Genomic DNA, 22,923 nt, shown 5'->3' with positions numbered 1-22,923 from the left:
GCGTGCGGATGCGTCCGCCACGGCGGGCGCGGCCGGGCCGCGCCCGCGGCACCCCGGGAAGGGCATTAAGCTCGGCGGATGGCGAAGTACTTCGACGTGCACCCCGAGAACCCGCAGCCGCGCAGCATCGGCCAGATCGTCGACGCGGTGCGTTCGGGGGCGCTCATCGCATACCCGACCGACTCCTGCTACGCGCTGGGCTGCCAGATCGGCAGCCGGGACGGCATGGACCGGATCCGTTCGATCCGCCAGCTGGACGACCGGCACCACTTCACGCTGATGTGCCGGGACTTCGCGCAGCTCGGCCAGTTCGTGCGCGTCGACAACGACGTGTTCCGGGCCGTCAAGGCGTCGACCCCGGGCAGCTACACCTTCATCCTCCCGGCCACCCGCGAGGTGCCGCGCAAGCTGCTGCACCCGAAGAAGAAGACGGTGGGCGTGCGCATCCCCGACCATGTGGTCACCCAGACCCTGCTGGCCGAACTGGGCGAGCCGCTGCTGTCCAGCACCCTGCTGCTGCCGGACGAGGCGGAGCCGATGACCCAGGGCTGGGAGATCAAGGACCGGCTCGACCACGTGGTGGACGCGGTGGTCGACTCGGGGGACTGCGGCACCGAGCCGACCACGGTGGTGGACTTCTCCGGCGGAGAGGCCGAGATCGTCCGGCGGGGCGCCGGGGACACGGCACGCTTCGAGTGACGGGCCGGCCCTCCCGGCCTTGTGGATCCTGCCTGGCAGCATGGGGCGTGCACGCGAGGCCGACGGGCACCTGTGCCCCTCTCGGCCGATCCACCCCGGGAGGCTCCACATCATGACCGGCGTACAGGGTAGCGACGTCGACATTCCGACCGCGGACGGCGTCGCCGACGCCTATCTCGCCCATCCCGCCGACGGGCGGCCGCGGCCGGGAGTCCTCTTCTACCAGGACGCGTACGGGCTGCGCCCGCAGCTTCGCTCGATGGCGGACCGGCTCGCGGGCGCCGGCTACACGGTGCTGGTGCCCAACGTCTTCTACCGGCACGGCCGCACCCCGATCGGGGAGGTCCCGGAGTTCATCGACACCGCGGCCGACCCGACCATCTGGCAGCGGATCGGCCCGGTCATGGCCTCCCTCACCCCGGACCGGACCCGGCGCGACGCGGACGCCTACCTGGACTGGCTGGCGGGCAGCCCCCTGGTCGCCGACGGCCCGGTGGCGCTGACGGGCTACTGCATGGGCGCCCGGCTGGTCCTGCGAACGGCGGCCACCCACCCGGACCGGGTCGTGGCCGCGGCAGGCTTCCACGGCGGACGGCTCGCCACCGACGCCCCCGACAGCCCCCACCTGGGCGCCGGAAACATCACCGCCGAGCTGTACTTCGGCCACGCCGACCAGGACCGGTCCATGCCCGAGGAGCAGATCCGGCGCCTGACGGACGCGCTCACCGCCGCCGGCGTACGGCACACCTCCGAGGTCTATCCGGGGGCCGGGCACGGGTACACGCAGGCGGACACCACCGCCTACGACCGGGAGGCCGACGAACGGCACTGGGCCGCCCTGCTCGCCCTGCTGGAACGCGCGTTCTGAGGTCCGCCGCGGCGTCCGCCCCGGCGCGGACGCCACCCGGATCCTGTCCAAATCATTGACATGCACGTGATCGGCCGTAACGCTGAGAGCGCTCTCAGAACAGGTACGGACCAAGCTACGTACCACCCCGACCCCACACGGAGGTGGAGAGTGCTCCCCAGTCACACGCGTCCCGTGCTGCCCCTGGCGGCCGCGGCGGCCCTGGTGGGCGGCGTGCTCGCGCTCGGCACACCGGACCGCGCCGGCGCCGCCGTCGCGGACACCATCCCACTGAAGATCACCAACAACTCGGGCCGTTCCGGGCCCGTGTACGTGTACGACCTCGGCACCCAGCTGTCCTCGGGACGCCAGGGCTGGGCCGACGAGAGCGGCGCCTTCCACGCCTGGCCCGCGGGCGGCAATCCGCCGACCCCGGCACCGGACGCGGCGATCACCGGCCCGGCCCCCGGACAGTCGAAGACGATCCGGATACCCAAGTTCTCCGGCCGGATCTACTTCTCCTACGGCCAGAAGCTCGACTTCCGGCTGACCACCGGCGGCCTGGTGCAGCCGGCCGTGCAGAACCCCTCCGACCCCAACCGCAACATCCTGTTCAACTGGTCGGAGTACACGCTGAACGACTCGGGTCTGTGGCTCAACAGCACCCAGGTGGACATGTTCTCGGCGCCGTACGCGGTCGGAGTGCAGCGCGCGGACGGCAGCGTGAGCACCACCGGCCACCTGAAGTCCGGTGGCTACAACGCGGTGTTCAACACCCTGCGCGGTCAGTCGGGCGGCTGGTCCGGCCTGGTCCAGACGCGTTCCGACGGCACCGTGCTGCGCGCGCTCTCCCCGCTGTACGGGGTGGAGACCGGGGCCCTGCCGGCGAGCGTCATGGACGACTACGTCAACCGGGTGTGGCAGAAGTACTCGACGTCGACCCTGACCGTCACGCCGTTCACCGACCAGCCGAACACCAAGTACTTCGGCCGGGTGTCGGGGAACGTCATGAACTTCACCAACTCCTCCGGCGCGGTGGTCACCAGCTTCCAGAAGCCGGACGCCTCCAGCATCTTCGGCTGCCACAAGCTGCTGGACGCGCCCAACGACCAGGTGCGCGGCCCCATCTCCCGTACGTTGTGCGCCGGTTTCAACCGCTCCACGCTGCTGAGCAACCCCAACCAGCCCGACACCTCGGCGGCGAACTTCTACAAGGACGGCGTGACCAACCACTACGCGCGTGCCGTCCACTCCCAGATGGCCGACGGCAAGGCGTACGCCTTCGCCTTCGACGACGTCGGCAACCAGGAGTCGCTGGTGCACGACGGCGGTCCGCAGCAGGCGTATCTGACGCTGGATCCGCTGAGCTGAGACATGGGACGGTCCCGCACCCCGGAGGAGCTCCGGGGTGCGGGACCGCTTCGTGCTGTGATCAGCCGGTCGTCAGGGCGGTGTCGTCCACGACGAAGCTGGTCTGCAGGGAGGAGTCCTCCACGCCGTTGAACTTCAGCGTGACCGTCTGGCCCGCCAGCGAGGAGAGGTCGAACGACTTCTGGCTGTAGCCGGAGGCCGCGTTGGCGTTCGAGTAGGTGGCCAGGGTCTTCGAACCGGCGGTCACCGTCAGCTTGTCGTACGCGGTGGTGCCGCTCTCCGAGGTGTCGATGTGCAGGTAGAAGGTCAGGGTCGCCTTGCAGCCCGCGGGGATCGTCACCGACTGGGACACGGTGTCGGTGTGCGAGGTGCCGTAGCCGTCGAGCCAGGCCTTGTACGAGCCGCTGTGGGCGGCCTCACCGGTGTCGGTGGTGATGGCACCGCTCGTCGCGGTCCAGCCGGTGCTGCCCGACTCGAAGCCGGGGTTGGCCAGCAGCTGGGACGAGGAGCAGCCGCCGCCGGTGGTGCTGACCGTCCAGCCGAAGGTCGCGGTGCCGGTCGCGCCGGTGGAGTCCTTCACCGTCACCGTGGTGCTGGAGGAGCCGGCGGTGGTGGGCGTACCGGAGATCAGACCGGTCGAGCTGTTGATCGACAGGCCGGCCGGCAGACCGGTGGCGCTGTAGGTGAGGGCACCGCTGTTGGTGCTGCTCGCCTGGACCTGGAGGCTGACCGCCGTGCCGACGGTGGCGCTCTGGCTGCCCGGGTTGGTCACCGTCACGCCGCTGCTCGGCGGGTTGATGTGGCTGCCCACGTTGATGCCGGCGAAGGCGTTGCCCACCCCGGCGTACTCGGCGGAGTTCGTGCCGTACAGCGAGGCGGCCGCGTTCAGGGCGGCGGTGCGGGCACCGGCGTAGTTGGTGCTCGACGTCATGTAGGTCGTCAGCGCCTTGTACCAGATCTGCAGCGCCTTGGCGCGGCCGATGCCGGCGACGGCGACGCCGTCCGAGGTCGGGCTGTTGTAGGTGACCCCGTTGATCACCTTGCTGCCGCTGCCCTCGGACAGCAGGTAGAACATGTGGTTCGCGGGGCCCGAGGAGTAGTGGACGTCCAGGTTGCCGACGCCGGAGTACCAGCTGTCGGCGGAGCCGCCGTCCTTGCTGGGCTTGTCCATGTAGCGCAGCGGGGTGCCGTCGCCGTTGATGTTGATCTTCTCGCCGATGAGGTAGTCACCGACGTCGGTGGAGTTGTTGGCGTAGAACTCCACGCCCGTGCCGAAGATGTCGGAGGTCGCCTCGTTCAGGCCGCCGGACTCGCCGCTGTAGTTGAGGCCCGCGGTGTTCGAGGTGACGCCGTGGCTCATCTCGTGGCCGGCCACGTCGAGCGACGTCAGCGCGTGGGTGTTGGACGTGCCGTCGCCGTAGGTCATGCAGAAGCAGCTGTCGTCCCAGAACGCGTTGACGTAGCCGCTGCTGTAGTGGACCCGGCTGTAGGCGGCGACACCGTCGTTGCGGATGCCGCTGCGGCCGAAGGTGTTCTTGTAGAAGTCCCAGGTCTCCTGGGCGCCGTAGGCGGCGTCGGCGCCGGCGGTCTGGGTGTTGGAACCCGACCCGGTGCCCCAGACGTCGTCCGAGTCCGTCATCAGCGAGCCGGTGCCGGAGGTGCCCCCATTGAGGGAGTACGTCTTGTGGCCGCCGCGCGTGGTGTCGTAGAGCTGGTACGTCGAGCCGGACAGCGTGGTGCTGAGGCTGACCGAGCCGCTGTACTGGGTGTTGCCGGTACCGGTCTGGATGGCCTGGTAGCGGTGCAGCTCCTTGCCGGTGGTGGCGTCGGTGATGACGTGCAGCGCGCTGGGCGTGCCGTCGTCCTGGAGGCCACCGATCACCGTCTCCCAGGCGAGCTTCGGGGTTCCGTCGCCGGCCCAGATCACCTTGCGGGCGCTGTCGGTGGTGGCCTTCTTGGCGTCGAGGGCCTTCGCGGCCTTCAGGGCCTTGGTCTCGGCGGCGCCCTTGGTGAAGGTCGCGGTGGTGGAGGCGACCTTCACGGTGTGCTTGTTGTTGAAGGTCGTGCTCACCGTGCCCTTGGCCACGGAGGCCGGCGGGGTGTGCACCACGACGTCGCCGCCGAGGACGGGGATCCCGGCGTAGGTGCGCTCGTAACGGGTGTGCAGGGTACCGTCGTTGTCCTTGACGACGTCCTTGACGACCAGCTTCTCCTTGGCGCCGAGACCGAGGGAGCGGGCGGTCGCGGCGGTCTTCTGCTGGGCGCTCTTGACCAGCTTGGCGTGCTGGGCCGGGGAGAGCTTGGCCTCCAGGCCGCCGGTGCGCAGGTGGCCGGCGTGAGGGGCGGAGGGCTTGGCGGCTGCCGGCACCGACTGGATGCCGACGGCGAGGAAGGCCGCGGTGGAGACCAGTGCGGCTCCGGCCATGGCCCGTCTGTGGGGAAGACGACTCACTCGATTTCCTCCTGCTGCGGCCGCCGGGTAGCGGCCGGTGAAGACCCGGGCAGACGGGTGTGCTGTCCGGGACGAGCTGAACTGTGTGGGGAGCGCGGTGCTTGCACGCGAAACCGACTGCGTGCTGGGGGAGAATGACAGTCTTGACTCGCGCATGTCAGCAGCGTCAGAGGCAATTCGAGGGTTTTCCCTACCCTGCCCCGGCGGCGGCCGGGCGGGCCCGAACGCTCTCGCCGGGCCGGATCGGCGCATCGTGCGGCGCGGAGCGCGGTGAACACGGCATCGGTGACACCGATACGCGAAGTAGCCTGATTTTACCAGTACTTGACGCCAGGTCCCACCCTTCAGGCGTTCACAGGACCGTTGTTACCGTGCTCGCGTGTCTGAATCCTCACGCGATACCGCCCGGGGCGCCGGCTGGGGCCCCTCCGAACCCGGTCTCTACCAGCGGCTGATGCCCGTTCACGCGGAAAGGCTGTCCTGGCTGAATCCGAGGGTCCTGTGGGCCGCCCGCAACGGGGTGCTCGCGTCATGGTTCGGCGACCCGACCGGCCGTACCCGCGCCCGCCTGGTGGCCGGGCAGGCGGCTGCCGGGGCGCCGGCGGACAAGGTCGTGCGGCGGGACGTGCCGGACCGCTTCTCCTTCATGGTCGTCGGGGACACCGGCGAGGGCGGCGCCTCGCAGTACGCCACGGTGCCCGGTTTCCTGGAGGTGGGCCGGGACACGGAGTTCGCGGTGATCGCGAGCGATGTCATCTACCCCGTCGGCAGCGCGGACGACTACGGCACCAAGTTCTTCCGGCCGTACCAGGACTATCCCGCCCCCGTCTTCGCGGTACCGGGCAACCACGACTGGTACGAGGATCTCGGCGCGTTCATGCGGGTCTTCTGCGCCGACGCTCCCCCGCCCGCCCCGGAGCCGCGGTCCCGCCCGCTCAGCGGTGCCTGGTGGCGCACCCTGCTGTGGCACCGGGCGCGCCCGTACGACGGTCAACGCCTCTTCGAGGCACGGGCGTTGCGTTCGGCGCCGGAGCAGCGCGCCGTGCAGCCCGGACCCTACTGGGCGATCGACGCCGGACCGGTGCGGATCGTCGGCATCGACACCGGACTGCTCGGCACGCTCGACGCCGAGCAGGGCGCGTGGCTGCGGGAGGTGTCCCGGGGTCCGAAGCCCAAGATCCTGATCACCGGCTCGCCGCTGTACGTGGACGGCGAGCACCACCCCTGCGCCATCGACGGCGGCGGCACGGTCGACGACGTCGTGCGCGCCCCGGAGCACCACTACGTGGCCGCGATCGGCGGCGACATCCACAACTACCAGCGCTATCCGGTCGACGTGGACGGCCGCACCGTGCAGTACGTGGTCTCGGGCGGCGGTGGCGCGTTCATGCACGCCACGCACACCATCCCCCGGGTGTCCGTCGCGAACGTCACGGAGCGGGAGTTCCGCTGCTACCCGCTGCGCGGCGACTCACTGGCCTTCTACAGCCGGGTGTACGCCCGGCGGCTGCGGCTGCGCCGCTTCTTCACCCTCACCGAGGACGAGGCGACGGCGGTCGTGGCCGAACGACTCGGAATCGAGCCCGGCCGGGCGCCCGGTCCGCAGGTCCGGATCACCCGGCGGGTCCGGCTGGTCGCGAGCCTGCTGGGCGCGGGCCGCCGCCCCGACCGGGCCTCCCGGTTCCGGCTGCCCGTCCGCAAGCTCTACACCCAGCTCTTCTCGCCGGGTTCGGTCACGTACAGCCCGCCGTTCTTCAAGTCCTTCCTGCGCCTGGACGTCACCCCGGAGGCGGTGCGGCTGCGCTGCTTCGCGGCGACCGGCAACCGCGCCCAGGAACTGGATCCGCCGGTCGAGGACGAGGTCACGATCCCGCTGACGTGAGTCACAGGGGGGCGGGCGCCGGGCCGGCGGCCGGCCCCCGACTCACCAGCGGCCCGCCTCCGTGCCGGTGACCGGCTCGGACGGCCTGCCGTCCACGCCCACCGGGACGTCGCCCGCGAGCATCACCCGGTGCATGATCCGGGGGAACTCCAGGTGGGCGTTGTCGCTGGGGGCCAGGTGGATGGTGGCCCGGTTGTCCCAGAAGGCGACGCTCCCGGGCTCCCAGCGGAAGCGGACGGTGTACTCGGGACGCACCGCCTGCTCGAGCAGCATCTCCAGCAGGGCCGCGCTCTCGGGGCGCGAGACCCCGGTGATCTGCTCCAGGTAGTAGCCGTTGACGTACAGCACGCGCTCGCCCGTCTCCGGGTGCACCCGCACCAGGGGGTGCACCGAGGCGACCTGATGGTCCAGCAGGTGGCGGAGGTAGGCGTCGTCGCCGGGGCGCGGCTGGTAGCCCACGCCGAGCCGGTGCTCGGCGCGCAGCCCGTCCACGAAGGCACGGACCGGCGCCGAGAGCCCGGCGTAGGCGGCGGCCAGATTGGCCCAGGTGGTGTCGCCGCCGTACGGCGGCACGGTCTCGGCGCGCAGGACGGTCGCGGCCGGCGGGTCGACGCGGGCGCCGTGGTCGCAGTGCCAGCCGCGCAGCAGGGTGTGCCGGCGCCGGCGCAGCCACTCCTCCTGCTCCATGCCGAACCCGCCGCCCAGCTCCAGCCGGTCGGCGGTGGTCTCCACCTCGGGGAAGTCGGCCGGCGAGGCGCTGCCCCGCCGGCCGAGGACGACCGGCTCGCCGAACCGGCGGGCGAAGGCGACGTGTGCGGCGTGGTCCAGCTCCTGCCCCCGGAAGAACACCACCTTCCAGCGCAGCACCGCCTCCCTGATCACGGCGGCCACCGCGTCGTCCAGCGGGCCGGCGAGATCGACGCCGGTGATCTCGGCGCCGATGTGCCCGGCGACCGGGCGCACCTCGACGCCCTCGGTCCGTACCGCCCGCCCGGTGTGCTCCGCCGTGGCCCTGTGCGTCGTCATGCGCGCTCCGTTGCTCGTCCGAACCGGCTCCACGACCGATCGTGACACCGGGGCCCCGTGCGCCGCGAGCCTCCCACGTCCGCGCCGCCCGCTTCCCTCGGCACGGCCGACCGGTCCTCCCTCCCGCTACGGCTCGTCGGCTGGTTCCCGCGCGGCGGCCGGGCGGGGCGCGGCGAGGCTGCCCAGGATGTCCAGGAGTTCGGCGCCGCGGCTGCCGGGCTCGGCGTGGAAGACCACCAGGGTGAGTCCGCCGGTGCCGTCCGCGGTCAGTTTCTCCGAGTGCAGGTCCAGGTCGCCGACCAGCGGGTGGCTCAGTCTGCTGAGCCGGCCGCGCCGGGGCCGCACCTCGTGCCGGGCCCAGAGCGTCCGGAAGCGGTCACTGCGCAGCGAGAGATCGCCGACCAGGTCGCGCAGCCGCGGGTCGTCGGCCCCGGATCCCGCGTTCGCGCGCAGCGCGGCCACGCCCTCCTCGGTGAGGTCGTCCCAGTCCCGGCGCAGGGCGCGCTCGGCGGGGTCGAGGAAGACGGCCCGCAGCAGGTTGACGCCGGGCCGGTAGTTGGGGGTGAGGGCCGTGGCGAGGGCGTTGGCGGCCAGGCAGTCGGTGTAGCGGTTCTGGATGTAGGCGGGGTTGCGCGGCCAGCCGTCGATGAGGCGCAGCAGGCCCTCCGGCACCCGCTCCCGGTGGCCTGCCGGCCCGGTGCGTGACCGCGGCCGGGTGTCGCGGGGCCGGTCCTGGGCGAGGCCCAGGAGGTAGGAGGTGGCGTCGGCGTCCAGCCGCAGCACCCGGGCGATGGCCTCGAGGACCTGCGCCGAGGGGTTGCGGTCGCGGCCCTGCTCCAGGCGCAGGTAGTAGTCGGAGCTGATGCCGGAGAGCGTCGCGACCTCCTCGCGGCGCAGCCCCGGCACCCGGCGCAGTCCCGAGCCGGGCAGCCCCACGTCCTCCGGCCGGACCTGGCCACGGCGGGCGCGCAGGAACTCGCCGAGCGCGTTCGTACCGTCCATGACACCACCGTACGGCGGCACCCGCGGCGGTGACTGGTCCCGTCACTCCCAGGAACGCGGGGGCACTGCCGTGCGGGGTGCACCGGGCGCAGGGTGGAGACGTGCCGGCCGTCCGGCGGCACGCCGAACGGCACGAGAGGCACGACATGACCGCACAGCTCGGCGGCACCGTCACCCCCGCGGACGGTCTGACCCTGACCCGCATGGGCTACGGCGCCATGCAGCTCGCCGGACCGCACGTCTTCGGCCCGCCGAAGGACCGGGCCCGGGCCGTGGCGGTGCTGCGCACCGCGGTGGAGGCGGGCATCACCCACATCGACACCGCCGACTTCTACGGCCCCGTCGTCGTCAACGAACTCATCCGGAAGGCGCTGCACCCCTACCCGGAAAGCCTGCGCATCGTCACCAAGGTCGGCGCGCGGCGCGGCGCGGACGGCGGCTGGATCATGTCCCGGCATCCGGCGGACCTGAAGGCGCAGGTGTACGACAATCTGCGGCACCTGGGTCTGGAGACGCTGGACGTGGTCAATCTGCGGCTCGGTGACGTCGACACCCCGAACGAGGAGCCGGTGGCCGAGATGTTCGGCGCCCTGGCCGAACTGCGTCAGGAGGGCCTGATCCGGCACCTCGGACTGAGCGCCGTGTCCCTGGCGCAACTGGAGGAGGCGCAGGGCATCGCTCCCGTGGTCACCGTGCAGAACCTGTACAACCTGGCGATCCGGCGGGACGACGCCCTGGTGGAGCGCACGGCGGCGGAGAACATCGCCTTCGTGCCGTACTTCCCGCTCGGCGGGTTCACCCCGCTGCAGTCCGACGCGCTGTCGAAGGTGGCCGCGCGGCTCGGCGCCTCGCCGCAGCAGGTGGCCCTCGCCTGGCTGCTCGGCCGCTCGCCGAACATCGCGCTCATCCCCGGCACCTCCTCCCCGGACCACCTGCGCGAGAACATCGCCGCCGCCTCGCTGGTCCTGCCCGAGGACGCGGTGGCCGAGCTGGACGGCGTGGCGGGCTGACCCGGCCCGTACCCGGGTACCCGGGTGCGCCCGAGGCGGACGGACGGAGGGAGCCGCACGTGGCGACGGAGGACCGGGACCGGCTGCGTACGTACCGCGGCAGGCGCGACTTCGAACGGACCCGCGAGCCGTCCGGCGGGGCGGCGGCCGCGGACGGGCGGCCGCGGTTCGTGGTGCAGATCCACGACGCCCGCCGGATGCACTTCGACTTCCGGCTCCAGGTGGGCGACGTGCTGAAGTCCTGGTCCGTCCCGAAGGGGCCGTCGACGGATCCCGGGGACAAGCGGCTGGCCGTGCCCACCGAGGACCATCCGCTGGAGTACGAGGACTTCGAGGGCGTGATCCCGCAGGGCGAGTACGGCGGGGGCACGGTGATCGTGTGGGAGCACGGGACGTACGAGCCGCTCAGCCACGACCGCCGGGGGCGGCCGCTGGACTTCGCCGAGTCGCTGGAGCACGGGCACGCCACGTTCCGGCTGCACGGCGCCAAGCTGCACGGCGACTGGGCCCTCACCCGGTTCCGCGGCGGCCCGGACGAGGAGGAGTCCTGGCTGCTGGTGCGCAAGGGCCCCGCGCAGGCGAAGGGGCACGGCACCCCGGATCCGCGCCGGGCCCGTTCGGTGCGCACCGGGCGCACTCTGGCCCAGGTCGCCGCCGACGCCGGCGAGGGGTGACCGGCGGGACTCCCATCCGGCTCGGGGAGACCGGCCGGTGACGCCGTGTGCGGACCACCGGGCGCCGCGTCGGGAACACCCGCTGCCGCAAGCGGAACACCGGGTGCCGCGACCGGCCCACTGGTCGCCGTAACCGGATCACCTGGTTCCGCCCCCAACTCCCGCCTTGTGCCTCTATGTTCGCGGCGGTAACCGCTCGCGACCCTGGAGGCTCCCGCATGCGCACCGCACTCCGCACCGCCCTCATCGGCGTGGTGACCGCCACCGCGTTCCTCGCCTGCCCCGCCGCGGGGGCCACCCCGCCGGGCCCCGGGGTGACGGCCCGGACCCTCGTCCAGAGGACGGTCGGCGGCACCGACTACACCCTGCGCGAGATCACCATCCCGCCCGGCCAGGGCACCGGCTGGCACTACCACGACGGTCCGCTGTACGGCGTGGTGAAGCAGGGCACCCTCAGCCACTTCGACTCCGGCTGCGCCTCGGACGGCGTGTACCGCGCGGGCTCGACGATCCAGGAGCCGGCCGGCCCGGACCGTGTGCACATAGGCCGCAACCTGGGCAGCACCCCGGTCGTCCTGGAGGTGCTCTACGTACTGCCGCACGGCGCCCCGTTCTCCGAGGACGCGCCGAACCCGGGGTGCTCCTTCGAGTGATCAGGTGCCGGGCAGCGGCTGCTGTGCCCAGATCGTCTTGCCGCTGCCCGTCTGCCGGCTGCCCCAGCGCTGGGTGAGCTGGGCGACCAGCAGCAGTCCGCGGCCGCCCTCGTCGTAGGCGTGCGCCCGGCGCAGATGCGGCGAGGTGGAACTGGCGTCGGAGACCTCGCAGATGAGCGCGCCGTCGCGGATCAGGCGGAGCTGGACGGGCGGTTCGCCGTAGCGGAGGGCGTTGGTGACCAGCTCGCTGACGACGAGTTCGGTGACGAACGCGATCTCCTCGAGGCCCCAGTCGGTCAGCCGTTCGGTGGCCGCCTGCCGGAAGGCGGCCACCGCGGCCGGGTCCGGCGGGACGTCCCAGGTGGCCACCCGGTCGGCGCCCAGGGCGCGGGTGCGGACCAGGAGCAGGGCGACGTCGTCGGTGGGCTGCTCGGGCATGACGGCCTTGAGGACTTCGTCGCTGAGGGCTTCGAGGGAGGCGGCGGGTGCGCCGAGGGCGCGGCGCAGTTCCTCGGTGGCGCGGTCGACGTCCCGGTCGCGGTCCTCGACCAGGCCGTCGGTGTAGAGGGCGACGACCGAGCCCGCGGGCAGGTCGAGTTCCGTCGCCTCGAAGGGCAGGCCGCCGACGCCGAGGGGCGGCCCGGCGCTCATGGGTACGAACTCGGCGGTGCCGCCGGGCAGCACGACGGCCGGGGCCGGGTGGCCGGCCGCGGCCAGGCTGAGCCGGCGGGAGACGGGGTCGTAGACGGCGTAGAGGCAGGTGGCGCCGAGTTCGGCGACCTCCTCGCCGGTCCCGCCGGAGGTCAGATGGATGACCAGGTCGTCCAGGTGGGTGAGGAGCTCGTCCGGGGGCAGGTCGACGTCGGCGAGGGTGCGCACCGCCGTGCGCAGCCGGCCCATCGTCGCGGAAGACTGGATGCCGTGGCCGACGACGTCCCCGACGACCAGCGCGACCCGGCTGCCGGAGAGCGGGATCACGTCGAACCAGTCGCCGCCGATGCCGGCCAGCGAGCCGCACGGCAGATACCGGTGGGCCACCTCGACCGCGGCCTGCCCCGGCAGACCGCTCGGCAGCAGGCTGTGCTGGAGGGCGTGGGCGGTGTCGCGCTCCCGGGCGAAGCGGCGGGCGTTGTCGACGCAGACGGCGGCGCGGCTGGCGAGTTCCTCGGCGAAGACGGCGTCGTCGGGGCCGTAGGCGTCCGAGTGGTACTTGCGCACGCACACCGCGGCGCCGAGGGTGATGCCCCGGGCGCGCAGCGGCACCGCGATCATCGAGTGGACGCCCTCACGGTAGGGCCGGCCCTCCGGGGAGCGCGCGTTGCGGTCCGCGAGCCAGCGGTCGAACGCCGGCTCGCCGGCCTGGGCCAGCACCGCCCGGCCCTCGCGGAGGGCGACGGCCGGCGGGGTGGACGGCCGGTACTCCTCCGACTCCCCCGGCATCAGTGCCGCGCCCCGGTTGCCGGCCACGACGGAGCGGTGGGCGACGCGCCGCAGCTCGGTGCCGCTCTCGGGGGCCTCCGGCGGCTCGTGCGCGCCGAGCACCCAGTCCAGCAGGTCGACGGTGGCGAAGTCGGCGTACTGCGGGACGAGGAGTTCGATCAGCTCCTCGACCGTGCGCACGACGTCCAGGGTGGTGCCGATGCGGGTGGCGGCCTCGTTCAGCAGGGCGAGGCGGCGCCGGGCCCAGTACTGCTCGCTGCTGTCGAAGGCGGCCAGGGCCACCGCGGTGGGCTCCCCGGAGCCGTCGCACAGGGGCCACATCTCGATGCTCCAGGCGTGTGCCCGGTGCGATGCGGGGGCGCCGGTGAAGCTCTCGTAGCGGACAGGCCGGCCGGTCTCGGCCACCTCGCGCATATGGCGCACGAACCCCCGGGTGTGCTCGCTCTCCGCCACGGTGTCCGCGTAGAAGCGGCCGACCAGCGCCTCCTCGGGCATCCCCATCAGCCGGCAGGCGATGTCGTTGACGTACAGGTAGCGCTGTTCGAGGTCGAGGACCGACATGGCCATGGAGGCCTGCTGGAAGGCCTCGCCGACCAGGACCGGGCCGGTCGGGTCGGCAGTGATCACGTGCCCGGCCGGTGCGCCGTCGGCGCCGAGCAACGGGCAGACGCTCACGGCCACCCGGACCGGGTGTCCCTCGCGGTGGCGCAGGGTGAGGGTGCCGGTCCCGGCGGCCAGGACGCCGCCGGGCGGTTCCCCGGCGAGCAGCTCGGCCGCGGGCCGGCCGACGACCTCGTCCGCCGCGCGGCCCGTGAGCAGCCGCGCGCCCTGGCTCCACCCGGTCACCCTGGCCTGGGCGTCGATGACCACAGCGGCCGCGGCTCGCTCCATATGCCCCAGGATGATCCGAATACTCCGGTCCATCAAGCGCGGCAGCGGACCGGATCAGTCCCGGGGGGCGCGCAGCGCGGCCAGGGCACGGTCGGCGTGGGTGTTCATACGCAGTTCGCTGCGCACCACCTCCAGGATCGTGCGGTCCTGGCCGATGACGAAGGTGACCCGCTTGGTCGGGGCGAGGGTGAAGCCCCGCCTGACCCCGAACCGGTCACGCACCGTGCCGTCGGCGTCCGACAGCAGCGGCATGCCGAGGGTGTGCCGTCCGGCGAACTCCTGCTGGCGTTCGACGCTGTCGCCGCTGATCCCGACCGGGCGGGCGCCGACGGCCGCGAACTCGGCGGCGAGGTCCCGGAAGTGGCAGGCCTCGGCGGTGCAGCCGGGTGTCAGGGCGGCAGGGTAGAAGAACAGCACGATCGGGCCGTCGGCCAGCAGCCCGGTGAGGCTGCGGACGGTGCCGGTCTCGTCCGGCAGCGCGAAGTCCTCGGCCTTGGCGCCCACTTCCGCACGTTCGGTCACGACCGTCCCTCCCCGTTCCGGGCCACGCCGCGGGCCCACAGCACCAGGGGCACCTGCAGCGGCAGCCGCGCCAGGGCGGCGTTGCGCTGGGGCGCGGGCCGGTGGCGCCAGTCGACGGCCATCTTCACGTTGGCGGGGAACACCCCGACGAAGAAGGCGGCGGCCGCCCTGGCGGCCAGGGGGCGCGTCCGGCGCGCGGCGACACCGGCCGCCAGGGCCAGCTCCACCGCTCCGCTGCCGTACGTCCAGGCCCGGGGCGAGCCCGGCAGCGCTCGCGGGACGAGGTGGTCGAACTGGCGGGGTACGGCGAAATGGGCGGCCCCCGCGGCGGCCAGCAGGCCGGCGAGCAGCAGGGGTGAGCGTTCGGACCGGGGCACGGTTCCTCCTCTGGTGACCTGCCGCCGGATATTACTCGACAGTAGTCGTGGCCAGGGCCGCTTCCGGCGGGCGGGGACGGGAAATTGCGCGGTGCCGCACCCGGAGCGTGGGTGCGGCACCGTACCGGCCGGCACCGGGGCCGCGGGTGCGGCACCCGGCGCGGTCAGCCCGCGGCGATCAGCCGCTGCTCGGTGCCGGTGCGCTCCGGCCGCCGGGCCGAGCGCAGGGCCGCGATGCCGATGAACACCATCGAGGAGACACCGGCCAGGGCGAAGGCGGCGAAGCCCCAGTCGCCGTTGCCGGCGGCCAGCAGCTGGCCACCGAGCCAGGGCCCGAAGACGGCACCGAAGCGGCCCATGCCGGAGGTCCAGCCGACGGCGGTGGCGCGGCTGTCCGGGGTGGAGCGGATGGAGACGGTCGCGTAGATCATGGTCTGGGCGCTGTTGAGGAAGACGCCGGTGAGGAATACGACCAGGAAGGTCACGCCCAGCGGCATGCGGACGCTGAGCAGGAAGACGCCGGCCGCGGTGAGCGCGAACCAGATCGCGGAGACGCGCGGGGCGCCGAACCGGTCGGAGGCGCGGCCGGCGATCAGCATGCCGACGATGCCGCCGAGGTTGAACAGGACCACGAAGGTCAGGGCGGAGCCGAGGTTGTAGCCCTCGCCGCGCATCAGGGTGGGCAGCCAGGTGGCGACGCCGTAGACGAGGAGGAGTCCGCCGAAGGAGGCCAGCCAGTAGAGCAGGGTCTGGATCCACTCGCCGCCGCGGAACAGGTTCAGCAGGGCGCCGAACCGGTCGGCCGGGGCCGTTCCGGTGGCCTTCCGCGCGGGGAGTCCGACCTCGTAGCGGGCGGCCAGCTCGCGGGCCTCCGCGTCACGGCCCTTGGCGACCAGGAAGCTCAGCGACTCGGGCATGGCCTTGATCAGGACCGGGACGTACAGCAGCGGCACGACGCAGACCCAGAACGCGGCGCGCCAGCCGGCCGGCTCGACGAGCCACTTGGCGACGTAGGCGGAGAGGATGCCGCCGGCGTGGTGGGCGGTCATCAGTGCGCCGATGGTCAGGGCACCCCGGCCGCCGCGGGCGTAGTCGGAGACCAGGGAGATCGCGGTGGGCAGCAGGCCGCCGAGACCGATGCCGGCCAGGGTGCGGCCGAGGCCGAAGACGGCGACGGAGCCGGAGAGCGCGCATATCCCGGAGGCCAGCGAGAAGAGCGCGACGCAGGCGACCATGAGCTTCTTGCGGCCGACCCGGTCCGCGACCGTGCCCGCCGTCAGGGCTCCGATCAGCATGCCGAAGGTGGCGTAGCTGCCGAGGTCGCCGGCCTGGCCCGGGGTGATCCCGAGCGCCTTGCTCTCCAGCATGTGCGGCAGCACCGAGCCGTAGATGAACATGTCGAGGCCGTCGAAGAGCACGGCGAGCCAGCACAGACCGACGACCAGCAGGGCCAGTCTGCCGCCGCGAGCGGACGGGGCGAGGGAGGAGGACATCGTTGTTTTCCTCTCGTCCAGGAGGCGTTCCCTGGAGGGGATCAGTGATGGGGCCCCTGTCCGGGCGGAGCGGGGGACTCGCCGGGGACGCGGGGAGGGCCGACGCGGCTCGTTGCGGCTGACCCGTGATGCGCTAGACGGTAGGGACCCCGTTCCTAGAGTGTCAACGTTTTTGTCAACAATCTCATCCGGCGACCGGATACCCTGCATCTGACCAGCGGCTATACGCGCAGGGGGGTGGGTCGCGCACGGTGTCGTGCGCGACCCACCCCCCTGTGGCGCGGCCCCGGCTAGGCGACCGGCGGCGTGCCGTGGGTGTGGAACGACGCGATGGTCCTGAGCCCCCACGCCTGCCCCTTGGCCCGCTCGGCCTCGGTCCAGGTGACGAGCGGCCAGTCCGGCGCCAGGACCAGACGGGTCAGCGGGTTGCACAGCTCGACGCGGTTGCCGCCCGGCTCGTAGACGTACAGGAAGAACGTCTGCTGGATGGCGTGCTTGTGCGGGCCGGTCTCGATGAACACGCCGGTGTCGATGGCGAGGTCGGCGGCGCGCAGGATGTCCTCGCGGGTGTCGGTGGCGAAGGCGATGTGGTGCAGCCGGCCGCTCGACCCCGTCCAGTCCTCCGTGTAGACGACGTCGTACGACTTGTTCGTGAAGGTGAGCCAGCGGGCCGCGATCCGGCCGGTGTCCAGCCGGATCTGCTCGGTCGGCCGGGCGCCGAGCACGTGTTCCTGGAACTCCGCGCTCGCCTGCACGTCGGCGGCGAGGAAGTTGACGTGGTCCAGGCGGCGCACGCCCACACCCCGGTTGGGTTGGGCCTGCGGCTGGTTCTTCAGCGCCGGCCTCAGCTCGTCGGGGGCCCGGTAGTGCTCGCTCTCCCAGTACAGGGCGTGCTCGTGGCCGTCCGGGTCGGTGGTGACATACAGCTTGCCGAGGCCGGGTTCGTCCTCCGTCCAGTGGCCGGTGCCGCCCGCCGCCTCGACGGCCGCGACCCTGCGCCGCAGGGCCTCCTCGCTGGCGGTGCGCAGCGCGAGCCGGCCGAGGCCGGGCTGCTCGCGGACGGTGAGGACCAGGCTGTGGTGCTCGTAGTCGTCGAAGGTGCGCAGGTAGACGGTGTCGCCGTCCTGGCCGTTGACGGTGAGTCCGAGGTAGTCGGTGAAGAAGGCGACACTGGCGTCCAGGTCCGGGGTGAAGAGCTGGGCGTGGCCGATATGGGTGATGTCACCGAGGGGCGGAGCCATCGTTGCCTCCTTGAGGTTGTGCGGGGACGGTGCCGGACGGCCGGGGGAAGACCGTGCCGTCGAAGATCTTGCGGGCGGTGCGGACGACGGCGGTGCGGCGCACCGCCGGCGGCCGGGCGCCGGTGTCGACGTCCGTGTCGATGTCCAGGAAGCCCGTGGGGTGTTCGATGCGGACCCGCTCGCCGGACGCGGGCGGCCGGGCGATCCCCTCCCCCACCCCGCCGGGCAGCCGGAGCCCGGCGGCCACGCTCGCGGCGCCGAGGACGCCGATGGAGGTGTGGCAGCGGACGGGGATGAAGGTGCGGGTGGTGACCGCGCCGCCGGTGCGCGGCGGGGCCAGCAGGGTGAGCTTGGGGACGGTGGCGTTCTCGACGTCGCCGAGCCCCATCAGCCGCCCGGCCGCCAGCCGGATCTCCCTCAGGCGGTCGGCGAGCGCCAGGTCCTCCTCCAGGTCCTTGGGCTGTTCGTATCCGGTGACCTTCAGCGCGGCCGCCGGGACGAGCACGGCAGGCATCCCGTTGTCCACGCAGGTCACTTCGACACCGGCGACGGTGTCGCGGACCCGTCCGGTGGGCAGCAGCGGGCGGCCGGCGGCCGGGAACTCGATCACCACGGGCGCGGCGCCGCCGGGCACGCCGGAGATCTCGGCGGTACCGGTGTAGTCGACGCGGCCGCCCGGGGTGGGGAAGGTGGCGACGGCCCGCTCCCCCGTGTTGAGCATGCGGACGCGTACGGCGGTCTCATCGTCGCCGGGGGCCACGAGCCCCCGCTCGACGGCGAACGGGCCCACGGCGGCGAGGATGTTGCCGCAGTTCTGACGGCCGCTCACCTCGGCCCGGTCGACGGCGACCTGGAGGAACAGGTAGTCGACGTCCGCGTCCGGGTCCTCGGAGGGCGAGACCACGGCCACCTTGCTGGTCAGCGGGTGCGCGCCGCCGAGCCCGTCGATCTGGCGCGGGTCCGGGCTGCCCATCACCCGCAGCAGCAGGTCGTCGCGTGCGGCGGGGTCGGCGGGCAGGTCCTCGGCCAGGAAGCAGGCGCCCTTGGAGGTACCGCCCCGCATCAGCGTGCAGCGCACCTCCGCGGGCCCGGTCACGCGCCGGTCCCTTCGCGCGCGTAGTCCTCGTACGGCGTCCAGGTGACGCCGAGGCGCGCGAGTTCCTCCCGGAGCCCGTAGCGGTCCAGGCCCAGTTGGCCCTCGACGAAGGCGGCGCGGGAGGCGGCCTCCTTGGCCTCGCGGGCCTCGGACGCCTCGGCGGCCTCGCGGGCCCTCTCGCGCGGGACGACGACCACGCCGTCGTCGTCGGCGAGGATCACGTCGCCCGCGCGGATCACCTGGCCGCCGATGGCCACCGGTACGTTGACCGAGCCGCCGGTCGCCTTCACGGTGCCCTGCGCGGACACGGCCGCCGACCAGGCGGGGAAACCGAGTTCGCGCAGTTCCTCGGTGTCGCGGATACCGGCGTCGATGACCAGGCCGCGCACGCCGCGCCGCTTCAGCGCGGTGGCGAACAGTTCGCCGAACATGCCGTCGGTGGAGGGCGAGGTGGTGGTGACGACAAGGATGTCGCCCTCGCCGCACTGCTCCACGGCCGCGTGGATCATGAGGTTGTCGCCGGGCCACGACAGCACGGTGACCGCCGTGCCCGCGACGCGGGTGCCCTGCTGGATCGGGCGCAGGTGCGCGGGGAGCAGCCCGGTGCGGCCCATGGCCTCGTGCACGGTGGCCACGCCGTGGCCGGCCAGCGCCGCCACGTCCTTGGCGTCCGCCTTCGGCGGGCCGGTGACGATCACGCCGCTCATGCCAGCTCCTTCGCGATCTGCGGGTAGGGGCGCATGTAGGCCTCGGCCATGGTCTTGTGCGGCAGGCCCAGGTTGGGTCCGGCGTTGCGCTTGAGCTGGACGCCGCGGCGCACGGCGAGGTCGGTGTAGTAGTCCCACAGGTGCTGCTGGGCGCCGAGGCATTCCATCGCCTTGCGCTTGGTCTCCCACACCTCGGTGATGTCGAGCAGGACTTCGGGCCGGAAGCCGCTCATCTCGGGCTGGTGGGGCTCGAAGTAGAAGACGGGCGGGGCGCCGATGATCTCGCCGGGGCCGGGGTAGCCGATGGCCTGGGCGAGGACCCTTGCCTCGAGCGCCATGCGGTTGGCGGCCGGGTGATCGCCGTTGTACGGGTCCTCGACCGGGTGGGTGAGGACGACCTCGGGCTGGGTCTCCCGGTAGACGGCGACGAGCCGGTCGGTCAGCTCGGCGCCCGCGACGAGGGGATAGTCGCCGGCGTCGAAGAAGCGGACCTCGGCGCCGAGGGTGGCGGCGGCCTGCTCCGCCTCCTCCCGGCGTATCGCCTTGATCTCCACGAGGGTCTTCCCCTCGCGCCATGCCTTGGCGGACTCGCCGCGTTCGCCGAAGGTCAGACAGGCGATGGTGACCTTCTCGCCGCGGGAGGCGGCGAGGGCGATGGCGCCGCCCGCACGCCACACGAAGTCCCCGGCGTGCGCGGTGACGACGAGTGTCGAACGTGGGGACGGTGTGGGCGCGTTGGCGTGCGTCATTGCGGAATGTCTTCCTCTTCGGGTCCGGGCACCGCCGGGCGAGCCCTGCGGCGCCCTCGCCTCGTGGACAGGCGCGCGCCCGCCCCCGTGTCCCGCGCGCGACGCGTCAGTCGGTGAGCGCGCCGATCACACTGGCGAGGTGGGCGCGGACGGCCGCTTCGGCCGCCTGCGGGTCCCTGGCCCTGATCGCCTCGATCATCGCCAGGTGCTCGTTCAGGGATTGCTGCGGACGCCCCGGCCGGAGCGCCAACTGGAAGCGGTGGCGGACCAGTTGGGCGTTCAGCCGCTCCAGCAGCTCGACGGCGGTCTGCTGCCCGGAGATCTCCCGGATCCGGTCGTGGAGCCGGTGGTTGAGATCGGAGTACGTCACCGGCTCCCCGTCGGCGACGGCCTTCTCCATCGCCGCGCCGAGGTCGGCCAGTTCGGTGAGCTGCCCGTCGCTGGCGGCGACGGCGGCCTTGGCCGCGCACAGTCCTTCCAGGACCATGCGGCACTCCGTGATCGCGACCGCTTCCTCCACGGTCACCACCCGCACCCGTGATCCGCGGTTGCGGATCCGCTCGACCAGTCCCTGGGCCTCCAGATCGATCAGTGCCGCCCGGATGCTGGCCCGCGTCACACCGAACTGCTCGGCGAGTTCGTTCTCCACCAGCCGCTGGGCCGGTGCCATCTCGCCGTGCAGGATCGCCTGCCGCAGCTGCGCGAGCGCATGCTGTTTGGCCTGCTCCCCGGTGGTCGGACGGGCTTCCTTCGGCATCGTTGCCCTCCCTGAGTGAGTGCCTATCGAACCTAAAACTAGCCCAACAAGATTGTCAACAATTTTGTTCGCGTCTCCGGGTCGCACCGCTCTCCCGGTGCGTCTCCACGGGGATTCAGCGGACCCGGGTGACCGGGGCGAGCCAGAGGCCGACGATGGCGTCGGCGAGGCCGGTGGCGACCTTGCGCACCACCGCCCGCCGCCAGGTGCTGTTCACCAACCTCGCGTCCATCGCGTTCGGCTTCTCGATGTTCGCGATGGCGCTGGTCCTGCCGCAGCTTCTGCAGCTGCCCGCGCAGACCGGCTACGGCCTCGGCAAGTCCATCATGACCGCAGGGCTCGTGATGGCCCCGCAGGGTCTGGTGATGATGGCGACGGCCCCCGTCTCCGCCCTGATCACCCGGTCCCGCGGCCCGAAGATCACGCTGATGACCGGCGCGGTCGTCGTGGCCGCCTGATACGGCCTCAACATCGTGCTGACGAGCGAGGTCTGAACCTGGTCCTCGTGCCCTGCGTCATCGGCGCCGGCGTCGGCTTCGCCTACGGCGCCATGCCCGCGCTCATCATGGGCGCCGTGCCGGCTCGGAGACGGCCGCCGCCAACAGCCTCAACACCCTGATGCGGTCCATCGGCACCTCGGTGGCCAGCGCGGTCGCGGGCGTGGGCCTCGCCCAGATGACGGCCAGCCTCGGCGGCCACACCCTGCCGTCCGGGAACGGCTTCAAGGTCGTCCTGGCGCTCGGCGCGGGCTTCGCCGTCCTCGCCTTCCTGCTCGCCTCCTTCCTGCCCCGCCACCGCCCGGCCGACCCGGTCGGGGCGCCGGCGTCCGCCGGCGCGCCGTCCGCCGAGCCGGTGGGCTGAGGACGGCCGGACCGGCCCCGGGGCCCGTTCAGGGGAACCGGGGCCGAAAGGCGCGTGAGGGCGGCGGGAGCGGTCGACACCTTCAGCCGTGAACGCCCTGACCCTGCCGCTCGTCGCGCCCATGCTCGCCACCCCCGGCCCGCTGCCGCCCGCCGCCCAGGACGAGCGGTGGGCGTACGAGACCAAGCAGGACGGCCAGCGGGTGATGGTCTATCTGCCCGGCGACGGCAGCGTCCTGCTGCGCGCCCGCTCCGGCGAGGACATCACCGGCGCCTACCCCGAACTCCGGCCGCTCGGCACCGCCCTCGGCGCCACGCCCGCCGTCCTGGACGGCGAGGTACTGGCCCTGGACGAACTCGGGCGCTCCGACTTCCAGTTGCTGCAGAGCCGGATGGGGCTCGCGCACTCCCCCGCCCGGGCGGCCCGCCGCGCCGCCCAGGTGCCGGTCCACCTGGTGCTGTTCGACGTCCCGTACCTGGAACGCCCCCTGCTCCGGCTCCCCTACACACGGCGGCGGGCGCGGCTGACGGAGCTGGGCCTGACCGGACCGCACTGGTCGACGCCGGCCGCGGTGACCGGTCACGGTGCCCAGGCCCTCCGGGCGACTCGGGAACACGGCCTCGAGGGTCTGGTGTGCAAGCGGCTGGACTCGGTGTACGAGCCGGGAGTGCGCTCCCGCTCCTGGATCAAGATCCGGAACATGCGCAGCGAGGACGTGATCATCGGCGGCTGGCTGCCCGGCAAGGGGCGGCTGACCGGACTGCCCGGCGCCGTTCTGGTCGGCCAGCGCGCCGGTGACCGGCTGCGCTACGTCGGCGGGGTGGGCACCGGCTGGAGCGAGGCGGAACGGACGGAACTGGCCGGGCTGCTGCGGGCCGCGGCGAGCAGCCGGTGCCCCTTCGACCCGGTGCCGCGCGTCGCGGGCGCCCAGTGGGTGCTGCCCCGGCTGGTCGGCGAGGTCAGCTACAGCACCCGCACCCGGGCCGGGATGCTGCGCCAGCCCTCGTGGCAGCGGCTGCGCCCCGACCTGGCCGCCGAGGAGTCGTCGGCGGACCTGCCGGAGGACCTCGGCTAGACGCAATACCGGTGACTTTGTTGGGGTCTGGTCGTTGGATGGGTTGTGCCAAGGCCGGGTCAGGTGAAGTCGTCGGGGGTTGGTCGGTTCTCGGATCG

The 22,923-nt window shown here is 72.7% G+C and carries 20 protein-coding genes and 1 pseudogene; 9 read left to right on the top strand and 12 right to left on the bottom strand.

What is annotated here, in order from left to right:
• The first annotated feature begins 78 nt into the window (after positions 1 to 78).
• From AB0924_RS24560 to AB0924_RS24550, 3 genes are all read left to right on the top strand, one after another.
• Positions 79 to 699, top strand: coding sequence for an L-threonylcarbamoyladenylate synthase (locus AB0924_RS24560; protein WP_358932809.1), 621 nt, complete (start codon positions 79 to 81; stop codon positions 697 to 699).
• 112 nt (positions 700 to 811) lie between these two features.
• Complete coding sequence (locus AB0924_RS24555; RefSeq protein WP_358932811.1) at positions 812 to 1,567, top strand: dienelactone hydrolase family protein; 756 nt, start codon at positions 812 to 814, stop codon at positions 1,565 to 1,567.
• Between the two features lie 150 nt (positions 1,568 to 1,717).
• The gene (locus AB0924_RS24550) at positions 1,718 to 2,917 is read left to right on the top strand and encodes a glycoside hydrolase family 64 protein (protein ID WP_358932813.1); all 1,200 of its coding nucleotides are present in this window, start codon (positions 1,718 to 1,720) and stop codon (positions 2,915 to 2,917) included.
• Between the two features lie 61 nt (positions 2,918 to 2,978).
• On the opposite strand, the gene AB0924_RS24545 is transcribed toward AB0924_RS24550, so the two are convergent.
• Complete coding sequence (locus tag AB0924_RS24545; RefSeq protein WP_358932815.1) at positions 2,979 to 5,342, bottom strand: M4 family metallopeptidase; 2,364 nt, start codon at positions 5,340 to 5,342, stop codon at positions 2,979 to 2,981.
• Positions 5,343 to 5,748: 406 nt separating this feature from the next.
• Here AB0924_RS24545 and AB0924_RS24540 point away from each other — a divergent pair, with 406 nt between their 5' ends.
• Positions 5,749 to 7,251, top strand: coding sequence for a metallophosphoesterase (locus AB0924_RS24540; RefSeq protein WP_358932817.1), 1,503 nt, complete (start codon positions 5,749 to 5,751; stop codon positions 7,249 to 7,251).
• A gap of 42 nt (positions 7,252 to 7,293) precedes the next feature.
• Here the strand turns inward: AB0924_RS24540 and AB0924_RS24535 are convergent, their stop codons facing one another.
• Both AB0924_RS24535 and AB0924_RS24530 read right to left on the bottom strand, forming a co-directional pair.
• Entirely contained in the window at positions 7,294 to 8,277 is a 984-nt protein-coding gene (locus tag AB0924_RS24535) for a TauD/TfdA family dioxygenase (protein WP_358932819.1), read from the bottom strand.
• A gap of 126 nt (positions 8,278 to 8,403) precedes the next feature.
• Entirely contained in the window at positions 8,404 to 9,279 is an 876-nt protein-coding gene (locus AB0924_RS24530; RefSeq protein ID WP_366912524.1) for a helix-turn-helix transcriptional regulator, read from the bottom strand.
• 146 nt (positions 9,280 to 9,425) lie between these two features.
• Here AB0924_RS24530 and AB0924_RS24525 point away from each other — a divergent pair, with 146 nt between their 5' ends.
• From AB0924_RS24525 to AB0924_RS24515, 3 genes are all read left to right on the top strand, one after another.
• Entirely contained in the window at positions 9,426 to 10,289 is an 864-nt protein-coding gene (locus AB0924_RS24525; protein WP_366912523.1) for an oxidoreductase, read from the top strand.
• A gap of 59 nt (positions 10,290 to 10,348) precedes the next feature.
• Positions 10,349 to 10,963, top strand: coding sequence for a DNA polymerase ligase N-terminal domain-containing protein (locus tag AB0924_RS24520; RefSeq protein ID WP_366912522.1), 615 nt, complete (start codon positions 10,349 to 10,351; stop codon positions 10,961 to 10,963).
• 218 nt (positions 10,964 to 11,181) lie between these two features.
• Positions 11,182 to 11,616, top strand: coding sequence for a cupin domain-containing protein (locus AB0924_RS24515; protein WP_358932827.1), 435 nt, complete (start codon positions 11,182 to 11,184; stop codon positions 11,614 to 11,616).
• Here AB0924_RS24515 and AB0924_RS24510 read toward each other — a convergent pair whose 3' ends face one another.
• The 9 genes from AB0924_RS24510 to AB0924_RS24470 all read right to left on the bottom strand — a co-directional run bounded on the left by AB0924_RS24510 (position 11,617) and on the right by AB0924_RS24470 (position 20,889).
• Complete coding sequence (locus AB0924_RS24510) at positions 11,617 to 13,947, bottom strand: SpoIIE family protein phosphatase (RefSeq protein WP_358932829.1); 2,331 nt, start codon at positions 13,945 to 13,947, stop codon at positions 11,617 to 11,619.
• A 54-nt stretch (positions 13,948 to 14,001) separates the two neighbouring features.
• A complete protein-coding gene (locus AB0924_RS24505) occupies positions 14,002 to 14,469 on the bottom strand; it encodes a peroxiredoxin (RefSeq protein ID WP_358932831.1) in 468 nt (155 codons plus the stop codon).
• A complete protein-coding gene (locus AB0924_RS24500) occupies positions 14,466 to 14,846 on the bottom strand; it encodes a hypothetical protein (RefSeq protein ID WP_358932833.1) in 381 nt (126 codons plus the stop codon). Before AB0924_RS24500 ends, AB0924_RS24505 begins: the two co-directional genes overlap by 4 nt.
• Before the next feature lie 164 nt (positions 14,847 to 15,010).
• Entirely contained in the window at positions 15,011 to 16,339 is a 1,329-nt protein-coding gene (locus AB0924_RS24495; RefSeq protein WP_366912521.1) for an aromatic acid/H+ symport family MFS transporter, read from the bottom strand.
• Between the two features lie 290 nt (positions 16,340 to 16,629).
• Positions 16,630 to 17,580 (bottom strand): VOC family protein, encoded by a 951-nt coding sequence (locus tag AB0924_RS24490; RefSeq protein WP_366912520.1) that lies wholly within the window; start codon positions 17,578 to 17,580, stop codon positions 16,630 to 16,632.
• Complete coding sequence (locus AB0924_RS24485; protein WP_366912519.1) at positions 17,561 to 18,676, bottom strand: 4-oxalomesaconate tautomerase; 1,116 nt, start codon at positions 18,674 to 18,676, stop codon at positions 17,561 to 17,563. Before AB0924_RS24485 ends, AB0924_RS24490 begins: the two co-directional genes overlap by 20 nt.
• Complete coding sequence (locus AB0924_RS24480; RefSeq protein WP_358932841.1) at positions 18,673 to 19,383, bottom strand: 4-carboxy-4-hydroxy-2-oxoadipate aldolase/oxaloacetate decarboxylase; 711 nt, start codon at positions 19,381 to 19,383, stop codon at positions 18,673 to 18,675. Before AB0924_RS24480 ends, AB0924_RS24485 begins: the two co-directional genes overlap by 4 nt.
• A complete protein-coding gene (locus tag AB0924_RS24475) occupies positions 19,380 to 20,132 on the bottom strand; it encodes a PIG-L deacetylase family protein (protein ID WP_366912518.1) in 753 nt (250 codons plus the stop codon). Before AB0924_RS24475 ends, AB0924_RS24480 begins: the two co-directional genes overlap by 4 nt.
• 106 nt (positions 20,133 to 20,238) lie before the next feature.
• Entirely contained in the window at positions 20,239 to 20,889 is a 651-nt protein-coding gene (locus tag AB0924_RS24470; RefSeq protein WP_358932845.1) for a GntR family transcriptional regulator, read from the bottom strand.
• Between the two features lie 167 nt (positions 20,890 to 21,056).
• On the opposite strand from AB0924_RS24470, the pseudogene AB0924_RS24465 reads away from it, so the two are divergent.
• Positions 21,057 to 21,750 (top strand): annotated as a pseudogene (locus AB0924_RS24465) (MFS transporter); the annotation flags it as partial.
• Between the two features lie 97 nt (positions 21,751 to 21,847).
• A complete protein-coding gene (locus tag AB0924_RS24460; RefSeq protein WP_366912588.1) occupies positions 21,848 to 22,825 on the top strand; it encodes an ATP-dependent DNA ligase in 978 nt (325 codons plus the stop codon).
• Positions 22,826 to 22,923 lie beyond the last annotated feature (98 nt).

Source organism: Streptomyces sp. NPDC047869 (assembly GCF_040704065.1).
Classification (GTDB): Bacteria; Actinomycetota; Actinomycetes; order Streptomycetales; family Streptomycetaceae; genus Streptomyces.
The sequence above is the reverse complement of the archived record's forward strand: the minus strand, read 5'-3'. Positions and strand labels throughout refer to the sequence as shown.

Bases quoted from the DNA above. Each gene is read 5' to 3' on its own strand.
- AB0924_RS24560 (WP_358932809.1), top strand. From the start codon at position 79: ATGGCGAAGTACTTCGACGTGCACCCCGAGAACCCGCAGCCGCGCAGC.
- AB0924_RS24555 (WP_358932811.1), top strand. From the start codon at position 812: ATGACCGGCGTACAGGGTAGCGACGTCGACATTCCGACCGCGGACGGC.
- AB0924_RS24545 (WP_358932815.1), bottom strand. From the start codon at position 5,342: ATGGCCGGAGCCGCACTGGTCTCCACCGCGGCCTTCCTCGCCGTCGGC.
- AB0924_RS24535 (WP_358932819.1), bottom strand. From the start codon at position 8,277: ATGACGACGCACAGGGCCACGGCGGAGCACACCGGGCGGGCGGTACGG.
- AB0924_RS24530 (WP_366912524.1), bottom strand. From the start codon at position 9,279: ATGGACGGTACGAACGCGCTCGGCGAGTTCCTGCGCGCCCGCCGTGGC.
- AB0924_RS24525 (WP_366912523.1), top strand. From the start codon at position 9,426: ATGACCGCACAGCTCGGCGGCACCGTCACCCCCGCGGACGGTCTGACC.
- AB0924_RS24515 (WP_358932827.1), top strand. From the start codon at position 11,182: ATGCGCACCGCACTCCGCACCGCCCTCATCGGCGTGGTGACCGCCACC.
- AB0924_RS24510 (WP_358932829.1), bottom strand. From the start codon at position 13,947: ATGGAGCGAGCCGCGGCCGCTGTGGTCATCGACGCCCAGGCCAGGGTG.
- AB0924_RS24495 (WP_366912521.1), bottom strand. From the start codon at position 16,339: ATGTCCTCCTCCCTCGCCCCGTCCGCTCGCGGCGGCAGACTGGCCCTG.
- AB0924_RS24490 (WP_366912520.1), bottom strand. From the start codon at position 17,580: ATGGCTCCGCCCCTCGGTGACATCACCCATATCGGCCACGCCCAGCTC.
- AB0924_RS24480 (WP_358932841.1), bottom strand. From the start codon at position 19,383: ATGAGCGGCGTGATCGTCACCGGCCCGCCGAAGGCGGACGCCAAGGAC.
- AB0924_RS24475 (WP_366912518.1), bottom strand. From the start codon at position 20,132: ATGACGCACGCCAACGCGCCCACACCGTCCCCACGTTCGACACTCGTC.
- AB0924_RS24470 (WP_358932845.1), bottom strand. From the start codon at position 20,889: ATGCCGAAGGAAGCCCGTCCGACCACCGGGGAGCAGGCCAAACAGCAT.